Genomic DNA, 20,625 nt, shown 5'->3' with positions numbered 1-20,625 from the left:
GACAAGATTACTGGGTGCGCGCTATACATATTTGGTCACTGGCCGGGCGCGAAAAGACCGATAACTTGCTGGTGACGATAATAGGCAGATTGGATGACTTGGGCGGGATGGTTGAAATGGGTACTACGGTCTTAATCGTCGATGATAGCAAACTAGCGCGCATCGTCGTGGCCAAGGCTATAGCGGCGTTGCAGCCCGGTTGGACAAAGGTCGAGGCGAGCAATGCCGACGAGGCGCTGGCCATCCTGCGCGATGGCAGGGTCGACCTCGCCATCCTGGATTTCAACATGCCCGGCCGGAACGGATTGGAATTGGCGGAGCAGATGCGACAACGCTACCCGGACATGCCCATAGCGCTCGCGACCGCCAATGTGCAGGACGAGGTGATCGCCCGCGCCCGCGCGGCCAACGCCACCTTCGTCAGCAAGCCCATCACCGAAGACGGGATCCGGGACTTCCTGTCCGGCGCGGCCTTGAAGCTGCGCGCGGTGCACGGATGAACCAAACCCCGCATATCCTGGAGGAGTTGGAGAACGACGCACTGACCGAACTGGTCAACATCGGTGTCAGCCGCGCGGCCGTCAGCCTGCGCAAGATGGTGGGCAACCAGGTGACGCTGTCGGTGCCGTCGGTGGAGGTGGTGGGGCGCAAGCTGGCCGCCACCCTGATCCAGGAGCGGGAGAGCGATGAACTGGTGGCCGTCCGCCAGGATTTCAGCGGCGCCTTCAACGGCCGCGCCCTGCTGATCTTCCCGGAGTCCAACAGCCTGGAACTGGTCCGCGCCGTCACCCAGGACGAGCTGTCGCGGACGGAGATGGTGGACATCGAGGAGGAGGCCCTGGCCGAGACGGGCAACGTCGTCCTGAACGGCTGCCTGGCCACCATGGCCAACATCCTGCAGCGGCCCTTGACCATGTCGTTGCCGCAGGTGCTGCGCGGCGATGGGCAGATCCTCTTCGAATTGGCGGATAAACAGGACGACGATGGCGTCGTCCTGTTCCTGTACATCAATTTCGCCATCAGCGGCCGGGACATCCGGGGCTATATCGCCATGCTGATGGATCTGCCGTCGCTGCAGTCGCTGAAGGAACTGATCGGCGAATTCATCGCGCGGGTGGTGGGCACGGACGGTGGCGATGCCAACTGACGGTCTTGCCCCGGGCGCCAGGGGGAGGGGGCGGGCATGAGCGGCCGAGCGGAGGCTGTGATCATGATGGAGCGGGACGGCGGGGTGTTGCCGGAGGTGCGGGCGCTGTGCGGCCCGCTGCTGGACACGCTGGTCCAATCCGGCATGCCCTTGACCATCACCGACCACCGCCGGCCGGGGGAGCCGCTGGTTTTCGCCAACCCGGCGTTCGAGCGCCTGACGGGCCATGCCTCCAGCGCCCTGCTCAACCGCCCCTTCGGCTTCCTGGCCGCCGCCGATGCCGACCCGGCCATCCTGGCGGGCATCGAGGAGGCCCTGGCCGCCGACCGGCCGCTGATGGCCGATCTGCGGGTGATGCGCAAGGACGGCACCATATTCTGGGATCGCCTGCGGCTGACCCCGGTGGTGGATGGCCTAGGCGCCACGCCCTATTTCCTGTGGACCCATTGCGACCAGACCCTGGACCTCGCCCGTTTGGAGGTGGAGGCCGAGCTGGCCGCCAGCCGCCAGGCGCTGGCCAACGCCAAGGAACGGGCGCGCCTGGCCCAGGCCGTGGGCGGCACCGCCGGCGCCTGGGAGTGGAACGTGGCCGACGGCCGGCTCTATGCCGACGCCCGCTTCGCCGAACTGTACGGCCTGGATCCGGTGGACGCCGGCAATGGTCTGTCCACCGACGCCTTCTTCGACTCCATCCATACCGACGACCGCATGCGCATCCGCATCGCCGTGGCCGGCGTGATGCACGGCGCCGACATCTTCGCCAAGGATTACCGCGTGGTGGGCCGCGACGGCACGGTGCGCTGGGTCTCCGCCCGTGGCGTGGCCGACCGCGCCGCCGACGGGGTGGCGCGCCGCTTCCGCGGGGTGCTGGCCGACATCACCGAACAGAAGCGGGTGGAGGAACAGCTGCGCGTGGCCCAGACGGCCGGCGGCGTGGGCACGTTCGAGTACATCAGCGGCTTCGGCACCGTGTCGGTGTCCGAGCAGTTCTGCCGCCTGCTGGGCCTGCACCCGACCACGGCCCTGCCGGTGCGCACCGTCAACGCCGTGGTGCTGGCCGACGACGCCCCCCTGATCACCAGCCTGGAGGGCGGGGAGACGGCGCCCCCCTATCGCGAGTTCCGCATCCGGCGGCCCGACACCGGTGAGATCCGCTGGCTAGCCCAGCGGGGGGAGCACCGCCGCGACGGCAAGCGCGACCGCGAGGGGCGCCAGGGATCGGGCAGCCGTTTCATCGGCGTGATATACGACATCACCGCGTCCAAGGACGCGGAGGAGAAGCTGCGCCAGTTCGCGGAGACGCTGGAGGCGCGGGTGGAGGAACGCACGCGCGAGCGTGACCGCGTCTGGAACAACTCCCGCGACCTGCTGATCATCATCGGCGCCGACGGCATCTGCCGGGCGGTCAGCCCTTCCTGGACCACCATCCTGGGCCATGAGACGGATGAGGTGGTGGGCCGCCAGGTCCAGGACTTCGTGCATGCCGACGACGTGGTGGCGACGGCGGAGGCGCTGATGGGCGCCCTTCATGACCAGAACCTGACCAATTTCGAGAACCGCCAGCTGCACAAGGACGGCAGCCTGCGCTGGATCTCCTGGAGCACCTCCAAGGAAGGCGACCTGGTCTACGCCTATGGCCGCGACATCACCGAGGACAAGCAGCGTGCCGACATGCTGCGCCAGACGGAAGAGCAGCTGCGCCAGGCCCAGAAGATGGAGGCCGTGGGCCAACTGACCGGGGGGCTGGCGCACGACTTCAACAACATGCTGATGGGCGTCATCGGCGGCCTGGACATCGTGCGCCGCCGCATCTCCCAGGGCCGGCTGAACGACCTGGACCGGTTCATGGACGCCTCCATGGCCTCCGCCCAGCGGGCGGCGGCCCTGACACACCGGCTGCTGGCCTTCTCGCGCCGGCAATCGCTGGATCCCAAGCCTATCGACGTCAACGATCTGGTGCGGTCCATGGAGGATCTGCTGCGCCGGACCCTGGGCGAGCAGATCGAGCTGCGCATCGCCGTAGCGGAGAACCTGACGGCGGCCCGCAGCGACGTGAACCAGCTGGAAAGCGCCATCCTGAACCTGGCGATCAACGCCCGCGACGCCATGCCCGACGGCGGCATCCTGACCATCGAGACCAGCCGCGCCACCCTAGACCGGTCCTACACCAACCGGCATGACGGCCTGTCGCCCGGCGATTACGTCATGATCCGGGTCAGCGATACCGGCATGGGCATGCCGCCCGATGTGGTGGCGAAGGCCTTCGATCCCTTCTTCACCACCAAGCCCATCGGCCAAGGCACGGGCCTGGGCCTGTCCATGATCTATGGCTTCGTCAAGCAGACGGGCGGCCATGTGCGCATCGACAGCGAGCCCTGGCGCGGCACGGCCATCACCCTGTACCTGCCGTGCGACGGTGGCGCCAACGCGCAGGATGGCGGCCCGGCCGGCATGGGCGAAACCCCGGAAGGGGCGGGAGAGATCGTCCTGGTGGTGGAGGATGACGATTCCGTGCGGCTGCTGGTCCTGGATGTGCTGCAGGAACTGGGCTACACCGCCCTGCACGCGGCCGACGGGCGCGGGGCGCTGAGCGTCATCGAATCCTCCAGCCAGATCGACCTGCTGATCACCGATGTCGGCTTGCCGGGACTGAACGGCCGGCAATTGGCGGAGATCGCGCGCCGGCGACGGCCCAACCTGCCGGTGCTGTTCGTCACGGGGTACGCCGCCAACGCCGCCGTGCGTGGCGACTTCCTGGAACCGGGCATGGACATGGTGATGAAGCCCTTCGCCATGGACGAGCTGGCGGCCAAGATCCGGGGCATCCTGGAAGAGCGGCAAGTGCTGGCGGCCGTTCCCTCTTAGCGGGTGTATGGTGTAATTGAATTTCGTATAGGTTGCGGCGCGATCCGCTTTCCGGCATATCTGGCTTCAGGTGGCTTGAACCTGGGGGCTGGGATGCGGACGGATGTGATCATGGGGGCGGTGGTCTTGATGGTGCTGGCGGGCTGCGCCGCCCCGGGACAAGGAACGGCCGGCCCTGGAACGACTGGCGCCGGTGCCGCACCCACCCAGCTTTTCGCCCGCGCCCTGAACGCGGCGGCCGTGGCGCGGCCCGACCTGGTCGGGCCGGAGCTGGTGCGCATCGCGCCCGACGCTCCCCAGGCGTCCTGGGCCAAGCTGGTGTGGCGGGATGGCCCGCATGGACGCCAGGTGCTGGTGGCCTCCACCATGGCCAGCGCGGCTTACGAGAAATATTATGCCGGAAAGACCGGCGGCACCTCGCCTGACAGTTGGGGTACCATGTGGGTGACGGCTGTGCCGCAGCTGCAGGAATTCTGCGCCGGGGCCGCCGGCGACGCCTCCGCCAAAACCGAACGGGTGAAGCAGTATCTGGGCCTGGACCCGTCCCGCGACTATTCCGAGGTGGTGGAGATGTGGGTGGCGCCCGAAGCGCTGGCCCGGCCGTGTCCGGACACCGACGTGACGGCCGCCCACTGCACCCTGGATGCCTCCGCCACCGTGGCCCGGCCCAGCTGCGCCGCCGGTGACGCCGCCTGCCTGGAGAAGCAGGGCTATTGGGATTGGTTCGCCCGCAACATGCGCGTGACCTATGTCGACGGCGGCGCGCCCTGGACCCGCCTGGGTTATACCTATGACTGGCATCCTGAGGCCGGCGGGCCCGACGGCGCCGTCCGCTATGGCGCCAGTGAGTTCATCCTGAGGCCCAGCCGCCCCTATGACATTCGCGCCGCCTACACCCTCGCCGACTACTGCCGCAAGCCGGCGGCCTGAGTCTGGCGAACGCGGCATGCTTTGATGCCGCCGTTGGCGGCCGCCGGCTTCATTCCGGCATCACCGGGGCGGCCGGCCGATGGGCGCTGAGCGTGGCGCCAATGGAAGCCACCATGATGGTGGCGATGGCGAGCCAGTGCAGGGGCGACAGCGCCTCGCCCAGCAGCATCATGGCCATCAGGGCGCCCACCGCCGGCTCGGCGCTGGTCAGCGTGCTGAAGGTCTGGGCCGGCAGGCGGCGCATCGCGAACATCTCCAGCGTGTAGGGCAGGGCGCTGGACAGGGCCCCCACCATGACGGCGCTGCCCAGGATGGCCGGCTGGAACAAGGTGGCCGTCCCGGTCTGGACGATGCCGATGGGCAGCACCAGGGACGCCGCGATCAGCGTGCCGGCCGCCGTGGCCTGGGTGCCGTGGGCGCCGCCCACCTTTTTGCCGGCCACGATGTACAACGCCCAGAACACGCCGGCCCCCAGGGCGCAGGCGATGCCGTAGGGGTCAAGCTGCGCCGCCGACCGCTCCAGCGGCAGCAGCAGCGCCAGCCCCGCCACCGCCAACCCGATCCATAGGAAATCGACCCGGCGGCGGGACGACAGCAGCGCCAGGCCCAGCGGCCCCGTGAACTCCACCGCGATGGCGATGCCCACCGGTATGGTCTGCAGCGCCTGGTAGAACAGGAAGTTCATCGCCCCCATGGCGCCACCATAGACCAGCAGCGGCCGCCAGGTGCGCCGCGTCAGCCGCAGGCGCCAAGGCCGCAGCAGCAGGGTCAGCATGACGGCTGCCGTCGTCAGGCGCAGGGCGGTGGTGCCCTGCGGTCCCGTCACCGGGAACAGGGTCTTGGCGATGGACGCGCCCGTGGTGACCGACACCATGGCGGCGAACACGGCGGCCAAGGGCAGGATCGGGGACAGGCGGGCGGCCCCCGGCAGGGACGGCGGCAGGGTGGTATCGTGGGACATGGGAGCGTGATCGGAGATGAAGGTCGGACGCTTGAAACCTCAAGCACCGCGCCAGTCTACCGGTTCGGCCCGTCTAAACGTGTCAATTATTGTCAATTCGTGATAATTTTTATCGGGAATGAGGCGGGAGAGACCCAAATGATGTCGCCCGACCTGGATGCCATCGACGCCAAGCTGCTGGAACAGCTGCAAGCTGATGCCCGCTTGCCCATGCCGGTGCTGGCGGAACGGGTGGGGCTGTCGGGGCCGGCGTGCTACCGCCGTGTGCGGCGCCTGCGCGAGATCGGCGCCATTGAGCGGGAGGTGGCCATCGTCCGGCCGCGTACATTGGGCTGGCCCCTGACCATGGTGGTGCTGGTGACCTTGGAGCGGGACAGCGGCCGCGCCACCGACGCCGGCGGCGGGCACATCATCGACCAGTTCATGCGGAAGATCGCCGCCGTGGCGGAGGTGGTGGAGGCCTGGTACGTCACCGGTGACCATGACTTCGCCTTGCGCGTCGTCGCCCGCGACATGGAAGGGTATGACGAACTGACCCGCCGCATCCTGCTGAGTGACGAAAACGTGCGGACATTCAAGACCTTGGTCGTCATGCGCCAAGCCAAGGCGCTGAGCCCGGTGCCAGCCGACCGTGCGATTTGATATTATTTCCATAACGTATGTTATCGGTTTTGCGTATGTAGGCGCAAAGTTAAAATGTCAGACTTGTGCAAAGTAGAACTGTCAGTCTTCCGGTTGGCTGTGTCCGACGTGGGAGGCTGCGGTGGGCTGGGTCGTGATGAGCGAACGGGACGTTCGTCGGGTTGAGGTGCTGTCGGATGTTGTGGGTGGCCGGCTGCCGGCATCGGCGGCGCCGTTCCCTTTCCGGCACCGCCTTTCAGGACCCAGGTTCGCGCCGGCCGTCACCCCGCGTGTGGGAACAGGGCGTTGAGGACGGCGGCTTTTCTCTGCAGGTACTGGCCAACGATCCCTTCCAGATCGTAGGTTCCCCAGTCAACCTCCACCGCCCGGGCGTAGTGCGTCAGGGTGTTCACCGCGTGGAAGAAATGATTCTTTTCGGTGCCGCCGCAATGCACCGTGATCCAGCGCAGCGGCCGGGCGGTGTCCTCTTCGGTGTAATGGTACTGGTCGATCAGCCAGCGCTTGAACAGCGGCAGGATGAACTCCACCTCCCCATGGGTGTAGATCTCGTGCGTCAGCGTGGTCAGCAAACCCAGCGCGACATCCGGTTCCCGCAAGGACATATGGTCCTTCCACTTCTTGAAATCGGCGGCGGTCGGGTCGATGTGGCGGGTCTGCAGCCAGGCGTCGTCACCGACGATGCTGGTTGCCATGGTGTGGAACAGCTGCGAATGAAGGACCTTGTGCGTCACCGCCAAGTCCTCATCGATGATGCGATGCAGGGCGACCAGACTTTGCAGCAGGGCCTGGGGGTCGAGCACCGGTTCGCCGCGATGCAGCTTCAGGGTCAATCGGTTGCTGATGCCGGCAACCGTCATGGCGCTGTTGTTCGTCTGGCTCCAACTCGCGAAGAACCGGCGCAGAACCTCGGCGTCCTGCTGGCGCGCGGTCAGCGCGGCGAAGCCATGTTCTATTGTGGCGAACGCCGCGGGATGGCTTGAAAAGCCAGTCAGCAGTGGCCCGCGGAACGGCCCATCGGGCATGCCCCGCAATACGGGCAAGATGTGCGTGCTCAGGTTTCCCATATGACTTCCCCCAGACAAGCATGGTCGGCGCCGCCGACGTCATGCGCCGGTGGCTTTAAAAAGGCTGACGGATGCATTCATCGCAGGTGTAGCGGTCGGCGACACCGTCTATGGTGACTTCATTTATTAAGCTGATTACCGCTTAATAAGAAAATATGTGATTTGATGTTCAAATATGCTAAATAATGAAGCCTTTTATATTTCGCCCGTGAGCATCAAATCTCCGCCTCCCCTCCCCTTGTGATGCCCATATCCTGAAACGCTTGGTGCAGGCGGCGGACCGCGATGCGGGCGCCGGTGATGGTGACGTCGGAACCGTCGACGCGCACCTCCACGGCACTTTCCCGCCACTCCAGCCAAGCCAAATACCAGGGCACGGCCAGGCGGTAGAGGGTGCGGCCGACGCCGCGTTCCGCTGGGTGGTACTTGATGCCGGCCAGGATGCCGGTGGCCTTGGCGGCGGCGATGGCGGGACAGGCCGTTGTCAGCCGCCACTGGAACGGTAGAACCTCAAAAGGCGCGCGCAGGGATCCGGCGAGGCTGCCGACCAAGGTGCCCACGATGACGTCGGCGTGCAGGGGCCCATAGCCGAACAGCCGCAGCAGGCCGTTGAAGACCAGCAGGCCGCCGGTGACAGCACCCAGGGTGCCGGCGCCGTGGCTCACCAGCTGCCGAGGGGACTGGAAGATCAGGACCTGGCGCCAGCGGGGCAGAAGACACTGCATGTCGACCTGCTATCAGCCGATTGCTCGCGTCGTTAATAGCCGAACTCAATTGTTTTTACAACTATGGCGTTTAGAGATACCTCTCGGGGCGCGTGTCGCTCAGGCATCTGGAGAATGCTAAAAAAGCAATCTCATACCTTGATATGATGGTCCTGGGCACGGCGCGGGCCCATGGATGATGGCAACGGCTGTACCCGGGGGATCGAGCTGCGGGGATATCAAGCCAAGCGACAGGGGATGGGCAAATGACAGGTTCGGTTGGGATGTCGGAAAGCCTGGTCTGCGTCATCGACGATGACGTGGAGGTGCGCGGCTCGCTGGAAAGCTTCCTCCGGTCCTGCGGCTACGCCGTGCGTACCTTCGCCAGCCCCGACGCCTTTCTGGCCTGCGACGCCGCCGACGCCGCCGCCTGCCTGGTGCTGGACGTTCAGCTGGGTGACGCCAACGGCCTGGATTTCCAGGAACAGCTGCTGGGCAGCGACAGTCACCTGCCCGTCATCCTGATCAGCGGCCATGGCGACATTCCCATGACCGTGCGGGCCATGAAGGCCGGCGCCATCACCTTCCTACCCAAGCCCTTCGAGGAGGACGACATGCTGCGGGCCATTGCCGAAGCGGTGGCCCGCGACCGCGAGCGGCGGGCCAGGCGGAACGAAAGCGCCCTGCTGCGCGCCCGGTATGACGGCCTGACGGGGCGTGAGCGTGATGTGATGGGCCTGGTCGCCGCCGGCCTGATGAACAAGCAGATCGCCGGCCGGCTGGCGCTGAGCGAGATCACCGTGAAAATCCATCGCGGCAACCTGATGCGCAAGATGGAGGCGGAGTCGCTGGCCGACCTTGTGCGCATGGCGGAGGCGCTGGGCGTGCGCGAGGCCGTGTCCCGCTACAACCACGGCTGAGCCGTCAGGCGCGCCTCAAGGCGCGGTGCAGGTGGCGCACGGCGATACGGGCGCCGATGATGGTGACGTCGGCGTCCTGCACGCGCACCTCCACCTTGCACTCTCGCCAGCGCGACCAGGAGAGCGACGGGGCGGGGGCCAGGCGATAGAGGGTCCGTCCGTTCGCGCGTTCCGCCGGCAGGTAGTCGATGCTGGCCAGAAGCACGGCGGCCCTGTCCGCGACCAGGCCGGGACAGGCGCTGCTGACGCGCCACCGCACCGGCTGCACCTCATAGGGAATGCGCAGGGAAACGGCGATGGCGAAGGCCACCGTCCCCGCCAGGATGTCGGGCGGGATGGCGCCGTGGCCCATCAGCCACGGCAGTCCGATGAACGGGAAGACGCCGGCCGCCATGGCCGCCAGGGTGCCGGCGGCATAGGAGGCCAGCTGGCGGGGTGACTGGAACAGCAGGACTTGGCGCCAGGCGGGCAGCACACTTTGCATGATCATACATCCCAAAAGGCCGCCGACGCTGAGGAGCGACGGGGCTCCTGGAAGTCGGCGGCAAGTTTGTGGGAGGGCAAAGAGGAAGGATGGGGCCTCAGCCTCAGGCCGGAAGGATGTCCCAGCGGGCCTTGTTGAACTGCCGGATCAGGTTGGGATCCATGTTGGTGTGCTGGGCCACCAGCTCCGGCGGCGTGCAGGCCAACCACTGGGCCAGCGAGACCTCCTGGAACCTGTCGGCCTTGAAGATTTCCAGGAACACCAAGTCTTCGGTGCCGGTGTTCTGGACATAATGGCCGAAGCTCTTCTTGACGTAGCCCAGGTCGCCGGGGCGGAAGTCCGCCGTCTGCGCGCGCGGGCCGGTGTTGAACACGGTCATGCGGCCCTGCCCCTTCAGGTAGTACTGCCACTCGTCGGCGTTGGGGTGCCAGTGCAGCTCCCGCAAGCCGCCCGGCTTGATGGTGACCAGGGCGGCGGCGATGGTCTTGCTGACAGGGAAGTTGCGGGTGTCCACCACCTTGACCGAACCGCCCCTGGTGACGCGGGTGGGCTTCATCGCGCCCATGGAGAAGGTGAACTCGAACTCCGGCTCACCGTCCGGTGAGCGCACGGCCTTCTGCACCTCCTCCAGCGGCGGGATGGGATCCTTGGCCTGGTAGATCCACAGGTCGTCGACCGGGATGTTCTTGAAGGCGCTTTGCGGCAGGCCGAAATTCTCGGCCAGCACCTCGGGCGGGGTGTGGGCCATCCACTCGGTCAGCAACAGCGTGTTGAATTCCGACGCGCGGCCGTTATCGAACACCAGGGTGAACTCCGCCCCGCTGGTGCCGATGCCCTGAAGGGAATGGGGCAGGCCCGGCGGGAAGTACCAGAGGTCCCCCTCCTTCACATCGCGCACGGCGGGGCGTCCGTCGGCGTCGATGACGGTGATGCGGCACTTGCCGTCGGTCATCACCGCCCATTCCGCCTGCTGGTGCCAGTGCAGCTCGCGCACGCCCCCCGGGCCCAGGCGCATGTTCACGCCGGACACCGCCTCGGAAATGGCGAAGTCGGCCTGGGTCACCTCGCGTGCCCAGCCGCCGTCCTGGATGCGCTTGTGGGCGTTGTTGAACGATGCCCAGAACAGGTCCATGCCGGCCACGTCGGTGGCGGGCGGGTCCTGGAAGGACAGGAACTGGTTGGCCAGCGCCGGGTTCTGCGGCCCCGGCTCCTGCCCCGCGATGGGGTTGGAGAGGTTGACGCGGCCCTGGGCCGGGCGGTCCGGGTTGCCGAAGGTGGCGGCGCCGGCGGTATTGGCGGCCGCCGCCGCGGCGGCCACGGCGCCGGCCGCGATGATGTTGCGCCTGGTGAAGTCGGTCATGACGGATACCTCGGGCAAGGCACGGCTGGCCCCTCACCCCGGCTATACCTGAGGATGATTTCCAAAGCGGGTCGGGGCTGCTGTGATCTTCTGGGACGATTTGTCGCCGGGTGGCCTGCCATTAACTCCAATGACTTGGTCCCGACACCCCCAATATGGCTGAGACACCGGGCGATGCGCAGAAATAACAGTTATTATTGGATGGAATGACGGTGTTCGATCTCAATCAACTGCGGACCTTCCTGGCTGTGGCCGATACTCGGCATTTCACGGCGGCGGGCACGGCCCTGGGCATCAGCCAATCCACCGTCAGCCAGCACATCCGCCGGCTGGAGGCCGCCTGCGGCCGGCAACTGTTCGAGCGCGACACCCACACCGTGGTGCTGACGGCCGATGGCACCGTGCTGGCGGAGCTGGCGCGCGACATCGTGGGCCTCAGCCGGCAGGCGGCCGATTACTTCGCCGACAGCGCGCCGCGCGGCCGCGTGCGCCTGGGGGTTTCGGACGACCTGACCCTCACGCGCTTGGCCGACCTGCTGCGTGACGTGGGCCGCGCCAATCCGAATTTGAGCGTGGAACTGACGGTGGGCCTGACCAGCCTGCTATACCAGAAGCTGGACACCGGCCGGCTGGACCTGGTGTTCGCCAAGCGCCAGCCGGGTGACGATCGCGGCATCCTCATCCATCGTGGGCGTCTGGCCTGGCTTGCCCACCGCGACCTGGCGCTGGGCGCGGAGGAGGCCGTGCCCCTGGTGCTCTACCCCTCCTCCTCCATCACCAGCACCCTGGCCATGGAGGCGTTGAACGGCGCCCGGCGTCCCTGGTTCGTCGCGTGCTCCAGCGAGACGCTGGCCGGCTTGCGCGCGGGCGCGCAGGCGGGCCTGGGTGTGATGGCGCAGTCGCCCCTGTTGATGCGCGCGCCGGGATCGGATCTGGTGGAGGTCGACGGCCGCGCCGCCCTGCCGCCGCTGGGGGAGGTGGAGTTCGTCGTGCTAGGCCGCAGCCGCCGCCTGCAAGGCGCCTCGGCGGCCCTGGCCGACCTGATCGTCCAGAAAGGACCGGGGCTCTGGGACTGATCAAGCGCGCGCGGTGACCCGCAGGCGGTCCCCGGTCACCAGCACCGTTTTCAGCCGCTCGTAATTGGGCACCAGCGGGTGGTGGGTTTCCAAGGGCAGGTGGTGCGTGGCGGTGATGACGGCCACGGCGGCGCCGGCCGCCTCCCCCGCCGCGATGCCGGCGGGCGCGTCCTCCCACACCAGGCAGTCCCGCGGCGCCACCTCCAGCTGGCGGGCGGCCAGCAGGAAGGGGTCGGGCGCCGGCTTGCCCCGGCTGACGTCATCGGCGGTGATCATGACCGGCGGCGGGGTCAGGCCGGCCGCCCTGAGGCGCACCTGGGCCAGGGCGCGGGGGGCGGAGGTCACCACCGCCCAGCGTGCGGGCGGCAGGTCCGCGACGAAGGCCGGCGCGCCGGGGATGGCCACCGTGCCCGCCACGTCGTCGATCTCGTCCCGCGTCAGCTGGGCCACCTCCGCCTCCACGTCCGTGCCGGGCGGCGCCCAGCGACGGATGGTCTCCACCGCGCGAACGCCGTGCATGGTCGCCAATATGGGCGCAGGGTCCAGGCCGTGGCGCGTGGCCCAGCGGGACCATGCCCGGTTGGCGGCGGCGATGCTGTCGATCAGGGTGCCGTCCATGTCGAACAGGAAGGCGGCGAAGGCGCGGTCGGCGTGGGGAACGGTGGGCATGGGTCCATGCGGCTTGGTCAGGGTGCCGCCATCCTGCGACGAGGATGGCGGCCCTGTCGACGCATGGGAACGCAAGGCACCGCCGATGCCGGCGGGCTTGTTTTCTCACACCGGCAGTGGATTGCCCGGCGACACCCGTTCCCGCCCATGCGGCTTGCCTTAATCCAGTGCCGGCCCCACCGGCACGATGCCGGTGGGATTGATGGAGCGGTGGCTTTCGTAATAGTGGCCCTTGATGTGCGCCAGGTTCACCGTCCCGGCCACGCCCGGCAGCTGATACAGGTCGCGCAGGTAGGCGGAAAGGTTGGCGTAGTCGGCGATACGGCGGATGTTGCACTTGAAGTGGCCGACATAAACGGGATCGAAGCGCACCAGGGTGGTGAACAGCCGGATGTCCGCCTCCGTCACGTGGTCGCCGGTCAGGAAGCGGCGGCTGGATAGCCGGTCATCCAGCCAGTCCAGGGTCTCGAACAGGGGGCCGATGGCCTCCTCATAGGCGGCTTGGGTGGTGGCGAAGCCCGCCTTGTAGACGCCGTTGTTGACGGTGTCGTAGATGCGGGCGTTGAGCGCGTCGATCTCCGGCCGCAGCGCCTGGGGATAATAGTCGCCCCGCTTGGCGCCCACGCCATCGAACGCGCTGTTGAACATGCGGATGATCTCGGAGGACTCGTTGTTCACGATGGTCCGCCGCCGCCTGTCCCACAACACCGGAACCGTGACCCGGCCGCTGTAGCGCGGGTCGGCCGCCTGGTAGACCTGATACAACACGCGGGCGTCGTTCACCGTGTCGGGCACCGTGCCGGGGCCCTCGGCGAAGGTCCATCCCTCCTCCAGCATGCGCCAATGCACGACGGAGACGCTGATGGCGTCCTCCAGCCCCTTCAGCGTCCGCATGATCAGGGTGCGGTGGGCCCAGGGACAGGCCAGGCTGACGTACAGGTGGTAACGGCCGGGTTCCGCCTTGAAGCCCCCTTCCCCGCTGGGCCCGGCGGATCCGTCGGCCGTGATCCAGTCGCGGAAGGCGCTGTCCTTGCGCACGAAGCGGCCGCCCGTCGACTTGGTTTCATACCAGACGTCGCGCCATTCACCTTCAACCAGCAAACCCATGGGTTCTCTCCCGTGATCCGGGCCGGCGTTTGGGCGCCGGCCGCCGGATGGTAGATAGCGCCGACGCGGGCCGGGCGGCAGGCCCATAATTGTGCGACTATCATTCAGGAAACCGGAACGGTGCCGGGCGGTTCCGGGACTCAGACGACTTCCACCCGGTTGCGGCCCTTGCGCTTGGCCTGGTACAGGACCTCGTCCGCCAGCACGTTCAAGGCCTGCGCCGTCATGTCGGGCTGCAGTTCCGCCACGCCGACGCTGAACGTGACCTGGAAGGCCTTGTCGCCCTGGCCGTGGCGGATGGTGGCGAATTGCTGCCGCAAGGTGTCCAGCCGCTCCGCCGCCGCGCGGGCGGTGGTGCCGGGCATGATCACGGCGAATTCCTCGCCACCGTAGCGACCGATGATGTCGGTGCGGCGCAGGCGCTGCAGCAACAGGCGGGCCAGGCCCTTGATGACCCGGTCGCCCAGGGCATGGCCGTGGGTGTCGTTGACCGACTTGAAATGGTCGATGTCGATCATGGCCATGGCCAGCGGCGTGCCCGCGCGCCGGCAGCGCGCCACCTCCGACACCAGGCTGTCCTTGATCATGCCGTGGTTGTACACGCCCGTCAGGCTGTCGCGCACCATCATGCCGCGCAGCAGGCGCGAGCGCTGGGCCCGCGCCCGCACGGTCTCCACCAGCTGTTTCACGTCCACGGGCTTGGTCAGCAAGGCGTCCACGCCGTTGCGCACGGCGGAACGCGCCGTCTCCTCCGTATCGTCGGCGGTCAGGAAGACGATGGGCAGGGTCAGCAGGTCCTCATGCTGGCGCAGCACCGCCGACAGCTCAAAGCCGCTGCAATCGGGCATGACCAGGTCGGTGATGATGATATCCGGGTCGTGGGCCTGGATGGCGGCCACCGCCTCGAACGGCGAGGTCACCAGCTTGGCGTCGAAGCCGCCCATCTGCAGGATGGCCTCGTAATGCGCGCCGGCGGAGGCGTCGTCGTCAACGATCAGGGCCGTCAGGGGTTGCGGTCGCTGTCGGCCGGTCAGCACGTCCAGCCGGTCGACCAGCAGGCCGATGTCCACCGGCTTCAGCAGGTAGGAGTCGCCGCCGGCGCGCACGGCGGCCAGGCGCGCGCCGAAATCGTCGCCGGCGGACAGGAAGATGCAGGGGATGGGCTTCCGCTCCCACCGCTCGGCCTCCAGCGCGCGCAACCGGGCCATCACCGCCGGCCCCCCGACCAGGGAGGATGAGGTCATGACGTCCACCAGCACCGCATCCGGCCGTCGCTCCTGGATGGCGCGGTAGAAGCTGTCGGCGTCCGCATAGGTGACCACCCGGTAATCATAGGCGGCCAACAGCGACGCCAGCTCCGCCGCCTGGTCGGCATCATCCTCCAGCTGGTAAAGCAGGCGCTGGCGTTCATCCAGCCCGCTGTCCACCGTGGGCGCGGCGGCCGTGGTGACCGTGGCCTGGGCGGCGGCACGGCGCAAATCCTCGATCACCGGAGGCAGCAGGGGTGCCAAATCCTGGTCGCTGGTCTGGCTGCGGGCCAGGATTTCGATGCGGCGCGCGGCCTCCGTCACCGCGGGCAGGCCGAACGTGGCGCCGGAGCCGACCAGGGAATGGGCCTGGCGCGACAGAAGGTCACGGGCGCCCGGCTCTGCCGCCAGCACCGCCGCCGCGTGCGCGATCTCATCAATGCGCACGGGAAGGTGGTTGAGGAATCCCGCCTTGATTTCCTGTAGACGCTTCTGGATCGAGGCTTGAATCCCGCTGGAACCACCTATGTTGTTGGCCATGCCCAACTCCCGTTTCCGCGGATCAATAATCAAGTGCGTTTTGGCCACTGGAAAATATGACCTTCAGAATAGATCATTATCAGGCTTCAGTTTGACTAAGAATCAACCGGGTCGCAACCATACGCCGCAAATCACGCACCGCCACGGAAGTGTAATTATTCGCGCCTGGGGTGCGAGTGGTGCCAGATGGCGGAATTAGGCTGGGGATGTCATGGACAAGGCTCAGATACTTCCGCTGATTCTATCGGGCGGCTCCGGAACGCGGTTGTGGCCGCTATCGCGTGAACTCTACCCCAAGCAGTTCCTGCCCCTGACCGGCGAGGTGTCGCTGTTGCAGCAGACCCTGCGCCGCTGCCACCAGGCGGGCCTTGGGGCCGCCATGATCATCGCCAGCCATGAGCACCGCTTCGTGGTGGCGGAGCAGGCGCGCAACATCGACTTGCACCTGGACAGCCTGTTCCTGGAGCCCCTGGCCCGCAACACCGCGCCGGCCATCGCCGCCGCCGCCGTGGTCGCCGCCGCCACCCGGCCCGACCGGCTGATGCTGGTCCTGCCGGCCGACCATTCCATCGTCGATGAGGCCGCCTGGCGCGCGGCGCTGGACATCGCCATCCCGGCCGCGGTCGATGGCGCCTTCGTCACCTTCGGCATCGAGGCGACGCGGGCGGAGACGGGCTACGGCTACATCCGCAAGGGTGACGGACTGTCGGAGTGCGCCGGCGGCTTCCGGGTGGCGGAGTTCGTGGAAAAGCCGGACCGCACCACGGCGGAGGACTACCTGGCGGGCGGCCAGCACCTGTGGAACAGCGGCATGTTCCTGTTCCGCGCCAACCGCCTGCTGGAGGAACTGGGCCGGTTCGAGCCCAAGCTGGTCGAGGCGGTGCGCGAGGCGGTGGAGCGCCGCACTGGTGACCTCGACTTCCAGCGCCTGGACGCCGACAGCTTCGCCAAGGCGCCCTCCATCTCCATCGACGACGCCCTGTTCGCCCGCACGGCCCATGCCGCGGTGGTGCCCTGCAGCATCGGATGGAGCGACGTGGGCTCCTGGAAGTCCCTGTTGGAGGTGCTGCCCGTGGACGACAAGGGCAATTTCCTGCACGGCGACGTGGTGCTGGAAGACACCACGGGCAGTTATGTCCGCACCGACGGCATCCTGACCACCGTGCTGGGCATGGACAACGTCATCGTCGTCACCACGCCGGACGCCGTGCTGGTCGCCAACAAGGACCGCATGGATGGCCTGAAGGGCATCGTCGCCACCCTGAAGAAGGGCAATCGGCGCGAGGCGCTGGCCCGCCCCCGCGTCTATCGCCCCTGGGGCTATTACCAGACCCTGCATGAGGGGGAGCGTTTCCAGGTGAAGCGCCTGACGGTGAAGCCGGGGCACAAGCTGTCCTTGCAGAAGCATTTCCACCGGGCGGAGCACTGGGTGGTGGTGAACGGGACCGCCACCGTCACCCGCGACGGCGAAACCCACATCGTGCGGGAAAACGAGTCCATCTACCTGCCGCTGGGCAGCACCCACCGGCTGGAGAACGCCGGCAAGATTCCGCTGAACCTGATCGAGGTGCAGTCCGGCGCCTACCTGGGGGAGGACGACATCGTCCGCCTGGAAGACAGTTACGGCCGGGTCTGACCGGGGCGGCCGCCATGCAGGAACCAGGCGTAGGCGACACCCTCGGCCGTCTTGTTCTGGATTGTGAAATCGGTGTCGCTGGGGCCGCCCGCCTGCGGGTCGCTGATCCAGCGCCAGAGCAGGACGTTGCCCAGGCCGGCCCGGTCCAGGGCCCCGGACCACAGGGCCAGCACCCGCGCCTGAAGCCGGGGGTCGGGCGCCGCCGGGCGTTCCTCGGCGCTTTCCCACGGCTTGGCTTGCGCCCCCACGGCGGAGCGCAGGCCCAGTTCACCGATCAGTCCAGGCTTGCCGGTGGCGGCGACGGCGGCCGCCACGGCCTTCGCCTCAGCCTCGATGGCCTTGGCCATGTCATCGGTGTCGGCCGATGGGCCCAGCGGCGGGTAGAGGCTGACGCCCGCATAGTCCAACCTGGGCCAGAACGGCACCTTGGCCATCTCCTGCCGCCCATGGGCGATGTAGGTCAGGGGGCCATGGTAACGGGCGCGCACGTCGGCGATCACGGCCTGCCATTCCGGGCGCCGGCTGGTGCCCTCCAGCTCCGTCCCGATGGCCAGCATGTCCACCTTCTCCTCCTCCGCGAGGGAGGCCAGCGTGGCCAGCAGCGCGCGATAGCGCGCGAACCAGGCCGTCCAGTCGGCCTCACCCATCATGGCGACCTGCCCCGCCCAATGCCCGGGTATCCAGATGTGCGGCTTCAGCACCACCTTGAGGCCGGCGGCGTGCGCCTGGCGGATGCCGGCGCGCAGCCGGTCGGGCGGCACGGCGCTGCCCATGACAAGGTCTGGGCTGTCGGGCGCGGGCTGCCACAGGAAAGGGATGAGGGCCGCCGTGTCGGCGCCCAGGTCGCGTACCCGACCGAACGATTGGGCCGCCGCCATACTTCCGTACAGGGCCTGGCCATCCTCAACAAAGTTAACACCTCGCAAACCATTGGCCGCATAGGCTCCTGGCGCGGCGAGGATTTGCATGACCGCCAATAACACAACCCCGCGTTTCAGCCGCCCCATCGTTTCAGACACCATCCACCCTGTCGCCTCTTCAAGCCGGAAACGTCCCATGCCGATGATACCCCATGTCCGCCTGGCCGTGATGATCAGCGCCTTGCTTCTGGCGCAGCCCGCCCTGTCGCAAGCACAGAATCCGCCGGCATCGTCTGGCAACGTCCTGGCCGACTTGCGCGGCGACGCCACGGGCTGGCAGGTGCGCCGCACCGTCACCCTGGCCGACCTGGGCTTCCCCCAGGGTATCAGCTTCGGCGGGCTGTCGGGCTCGCGCGACGTGTTCTTTCCCGTGCCCGAATGGGTCGGCATCGGCGACGCCAAGCTGGACGCGCAGGTTGAGTACGCCGTCGCCCCCGACATCCGGGCCGACGCGCGCTTCAGCGTCGACGGCCGCCCGCGGTGGAGCGGCCGGCTGACCGACACGGCGGTGAAGACCGTCACCCTGCCCATCGCCCGCACCGACATGCGCGATGGTTTCGTGCGCCTGCACCTGGACTATGCCGGTGTCGTCACCGACAACCGCTGCGAGGATCAACGCCAGCTGGGCGGCAGCCTCACCCTGGCGCCCGACAGCCGCCTGACCTACACCATCGACCCCCGCGCCATCGACAGCGTGCGCGCCGCCTGGGCCGCCCTGCCGGCCAAGGTGCGCATCTCGGTCAGCGCCGCCGCCCTGACGCCGGCGCAGTATGAGGCCGCGTTGGTGCTGGCCGTGGGCCTGAAGCGCGCCGGCCACGCGGTGGAGGTGGTGCGCCTGCCCGCCGTCGGCGTCGACCTGGCGTCCGGCGGCCTGGCGCAGCGCGTGGCCGCGACGGCCCGTGGCGATGCCCTGGGCGCCGCCCTGGTGGCGGGCAACTTCAACAAGGACGAGGCGGCGCCCGCCACGGCCGGCCGCGTGGGCGACATCGTCATCGCGCCGGCGGAGGAGATCGGCAAGCTGAAGGCCGCGGCCGAGGCGACGCTGACCGGCTTGGGCAGCAAGTCGGGGGCCGGCTTCCTGGCGCTGACCGGCGACGCCGGCGGCGCCCAGTTGCTGAACGCCGGCGACCATAAGGCCCTGGCCTTCACCGGGGCGGATGCCGCCACCACCGCCCGCCTGCTGGTGGCGGACTGGTGGGCCCTGGCCGGGGGCCCGGCCGTGGCCGCCAACGCCGCCGCGCACGACCTGCCCCCCGGCCCGGGCGCCGAGGGCATCGGCTTCGACCGCCTGGGCCTGGGCGATGGCCTGCAATCGATCGTCGACCAGGGGGAATGGCAGGTGCGCCTGGACTATGGCGCGGTGCCCGCCGGCCGTCGGCCCGCCGCCCTGGTGCTGGACCTGGCCCCCGGCCGCTCCTTGAACGACAAGCCCCAGCTGGCCCACGTCTTCGTCAACAACATGCTGCTGCGCAGCCAGAGGCTGGAGGGTGACGGCCGCCTGCAGCAGTTGACCGTGCCCCTGCCCGCCGGCCTGCTGGGCCGCAGCAACAGCGTTCGCGTCCTGCTGCAGCGGGACGCCGGGGGTGGCGACTGCCATGCCCTCCCCCTGGCCGGTCCCGCCCAGCTGCTGCCCAGCAGCACGGTGCGGCTGGAGGCGGCGGAGGACCGCGCCCGCGACTTCTTCGAACTGATGCCGCTCTACGCCGGGGGTGCTGCCGTGGCGGTGGGCAAGGGCGACTTGGATAATCCGGATGCCAGCCTGCCGCTGGCCGTGCAGCTGGTGGCCAGCATGGTGCCCAGCGTCGACCGCCTGACCCTGGCCGTCGCCGGTGGCGACAAGGCCTTCGCCCCCGACCGTCCGTTCATCGCCCTGCCGGGCGTGACCGTCGACGGCGCCAGCCTGCCGGTGCGCCTGGACAAGGGCCGGGTGCAGCTGCAGGACCGCAAGGGCAACATCCTGCTGGACGTCACCGGCCTGCCGGCCATGACCATCACCCAGCTGGCGCAGGCCAAGGGCCAATCCGGACTGGTGGTCACCCAGCTGGGTGGCGCGGTCGCGTCGCCAAAACTGAGCACGCAAAAACTGCTGCTGGATCGCGGCAACGTCGCCTTCACCGACGCCACCGGCCAGTTGGTCAGCCTGAACACCGACCGGGACACGGCCGTGGCCATCGTCTACCCCGACGCCGGCGGCTGGCGCGATTACGCCGAGCGCTTCCGCCTGGTGCTGATCGGCGCCGCGTGGATCGCCCTGACCCTGGTGGCTGTCGGCGCCTTCCGCCGCTGGCTGAAGAACCGCACGCCCACCACCTGACGGCCAGCCGGCGGATCCCATGGACTGAACGGAAAGGGG

General features: G+C 68.1%; 18 protein-coding genes. 9 read left to right on the top strand and 9 right to left on the bottom strand.

Features of this window, described 5'->3' with window-relative positions; genetic code table 11:
- Window positions 1-116: 116 nt before the first annotated feature.
- The 4 genes from UAJ10_RS25710 to UAJ10_RS25695 all read left to right on the top strand — a co-directional run bounded on the left by UAJ10_RS25710 (window position 117) and on the right by UAJ10_RS25695 (window position 4,942).
- Entirely contained in the window at window positions 117-500 is a 384-nt protein-coding gene (locus UAJ10_RS25710) for a response regulator (RefSeq protein WP_322918149.1), read from the top strand.
- Window positions 497-1,147: a chemotaxis protein CheX gene (locus tag UAJ10_RS25705; protein WP_322918147.1), complete on the top strand. Its 651-nt coding sequence runs from the start codon at window positions 497-499 to the stop codon at window positions 1,145-1,147. Before UAJ10_RS25710 ends, UAJ10_RS25705 begins: the two co-directional genes overlap by 4 nt.
- Window positions 1,148-1,183: 36 nt before the next feature.
- The gene (locus UAJ10_RS25700; protein ID WP_322918145.1) at window positions 1,184-4,012 is read left to right on the top strand and encodes a hybrid sensor histidine kinase/response regulator; all 2,829 of its coding nucleotides are present in this window, start codon (window positions 1,184-1,186) and stop codon (window positions 4,010-4,012) included.
- A gap of 93 nt (window positions 4,013-4,105) precedes the next feature.
- Window positions 4,106-4,942 (top strand): hypothetical protein, encoded by an 837-nt coding sequence (locus UAJ10_RS25695; protein WP_322918144.1) that lies wholly within the window; start codon window positions 4,106-4,108, stop codon window positions 4,940-4,942.
- 49 nt (window positions 4,943-4,991) lie between these two features.
- On the opposite strand, the gene UAJ10_RS25690 is transcribed toward UAJ10_RS25695, so the two are convergent.
- On the bottom strand, window positions 4,992-5,903 hold the full coding sequence (locus UAJ10_RS25690) for an EamA family transporter (protein WP_322918143.1): 912 nt from the start codon (window positions 5,901-5,903) through the stop codon (window positions 4,992-4,994).
- Window positions 5,904-6,041: 138 nt separating this feature from the next.
- Here UAJ10_RS25690 and UAJ10_RS25685 point away from each other — a divergent pair, with 138 nt between their 5' ends.
- Entirely contained in the window at window positions 6,042-6,545 is a 504-nt protein-coding gene (locus UAJ10_RS25685) for an Lrp/AsnC family transcriptional regulator (RefSeq protein WP_322918142.1), read from the top strand.
- Window positions 6,546-6,805: 260 nt separating this feature from the next.
- Here UAJ10_RS25685 and UAJ10_RS25680 read toward each other — a convergent pair whose 3' ends face one another.
- Together UAJ10_RS25680 and UAJ10_RS25675 are read right to left on the bottom strand one after the other, a co-directional pair.
- A complete protein-coding gene (locus tag UAJ10_RS25680) occupies window positions 6,806-7,609 on the bottom strand; it encodes a hypothetical protein (protein WP_322918141.1) in 804 nt (267 codons plus the stop codon).
- A 215-nt stretch (window positions 7,610-7,824) separates the two neighbouring features.
- Window positions 7,825-8,334, bottom strand: a complete 510-nt coding sequence (locus UAJ10_RS25675) for a hypothetical protein (protein WP_322918140.1) — start codon at window positions 8,332-8,334, stop codon at window positions 7,825-7,827.
- A 245-nt stretch (window positions 8,335-8,579) separates the two neighbouring features.
- On the opposite strand from UAJ10_RS25675, the gene UAJ10_RS25670 reads away from it, so the two are divergent.
- Window positions 8,580-9,233, top strand: a complete 654-nt coding sequence (locus tag UAJ10_RS25670) for a response regulator transcription factor (protein ID WP_322918138.1) — start codon at window positions 8,580-8,582, stop codon at window positions 9,231-9,233.
- Between the two features lie 4 nt (window positions 9,234-9,237).
- On the opposite strand, the gene UAJ10_RS25665 is transcribed toward UAJ10_RS25670, so the two are convergent.
- Both UAJ10_RS25665 and UAJ10_RS25660 read right to left on the bottom strand, forming a co-directional pair.
- Window positions 9,238-9,717, bottom strand: a complete 480-nt coding sequence (locus UAJ10_RS25665; RefSeq protein WP_322918137.1) for a hypothetical protein — start codon at window positions 9,715-9,717, stop codon at window positions 9,238-9,240.
- 103 nt (window positions 9,718-9,820) lie between these two features.
- Window positions 9,821-11,077, bottom strand: coding sequence for a cupin domain-containing protein (locus UAJ10_RS25660; RefSeq protein ID WP_322918135.1), 1,257 nt, complete (start codon window positions 11,075-11,077; stop codon window positions 9,821-9,823).
- 212 nt (window positions 11,078-11,289) lie between these two features.
- Between UAJ10_RS25660 and UAJ10_RS25655 the strand changes: the two genes are divergently transcribed.
- Window positions 11,290-12,153 carry a LysR family transcriptional regulator gene (locus UAJ10_RS25655; RefSeq protein WP_322918134.1) on the top strand — a complete coding sequence of 288 codons (864 nt, stop codon included), beginning with the start codon at window positions 11,290-11,292 and terminating at the stop codon, window positions 12,151-12,153.
- On the opposite strand, the gene UAJ10_RS25650 is transcribed toward UAJ10_RS25655, so the two are convergent.
- From UAJ10_RS25650 to UAJ10_RS25640, 3 genes are all read right to left on the bottom strand, one after another.
- On the bottom strand, window positions 12,154-12,822 hold the full coding sequence (locus tag UAJ10_RS25650; protein WP_322918133.1) for an HAD-IA family hydrolase: 669 nt from the start codon (window positions 12,820-12,822) through the stop codon (window positions 12,154-12,156).
- 159 nt (window positions 12,823-12,981) lie between these two features.
- A complete protein-coding gene (locus tag UAJ10_RS25645; protein ID WP_322918132.1) occupies window positions 12,982-13,929 on the bottom strand; it encodes a glutathione S-transferase family protein in 948 nt (315 codons plus the stop codon).
- Between the two features lie 140 nt (window positions 13,930-14,069).
- Window positions 14,070-15,716, bottom strand: a complete 1,647-nt coding sequence (locus tag UAJ10_RS25640) for a diguanylate cyclase (RefSeq protein WP_322918131.1) — start codon at window positions 15,714-15,716, stop codon at window positions 14,070-14,072.
- 211 nt (window positions 15,717-15,927) lie between these two features.
- Here UAJ10_RS25640 and UAJ10_RS25635 point away from each other — a divergent pair, with 211 nt between their 5' ends.
- Window positions 15,928-17,352, top strand: coding sequence for a mannose-1-phosphate guanylyltransferase/mannose-6-phosphate isomerase (locus UAJ10_RS25635; RefSeq protein ID WP_322918129.1), 1,425 nt, complete (start codon window positions 15,928-15,930; stop codon window positions 17,350-17,352).
- On the opposite strand, the gene UAJ10_RS25630 is transcribed toward UAJ10_RS25635, so the two are convergent.
- Window positions 17,337-18,230, bottom strand: coding sequence for a glycoside hydrolase family 113 (locus tag UAJ10_RS25630; RefSeq protein ID WP_322918127.1), 894 nt, complete (start codon window positions 18,228-18,230; stop codon window positions 17,337-17,339). The two genes, UAJ10_RS25635 and UAJ10_RS25630, sit on opposite strands and share 16 nt — an antisense overlap.
- Before the next feature lie 178 nt (window positions 18,231-18,408).
- Here UAJ10_RS25630 and UAJ10_RS25625 point away from each other — a divergent pair, with 178 nt between their 5' ends.
- The gene (locus UAJ10_RS25625) at window positions 18,409-20,586 is read left to right on the top strand and encodes a hypothetical protein (RefSeq protein WP_322918126.1); all 2,178 of its coding nucleotides are present in this window, start codon (window positions 18,409-18,411) and stop codon (window positions 20,584-20,586) included.
- The last annotated feature ends 39 nt before the right edge of the window (window positions 20,587-20,625 follow it).

Source organism: Nitrospirillum guaranorum, assembly GCF_034653275.1.
In the GTDB taxonomy this organism is placed as follows: Bacteria; Pseudomonadota; Alphaproteobacteria; order Azospirillales; family Azospirillaceae; genus Nitrospirillum.
The sequence above is the reverse complement of the archived record's forward strand: the minus strand, read 5'-3'. Positions and strand labels throughout refer to the sequence as shown.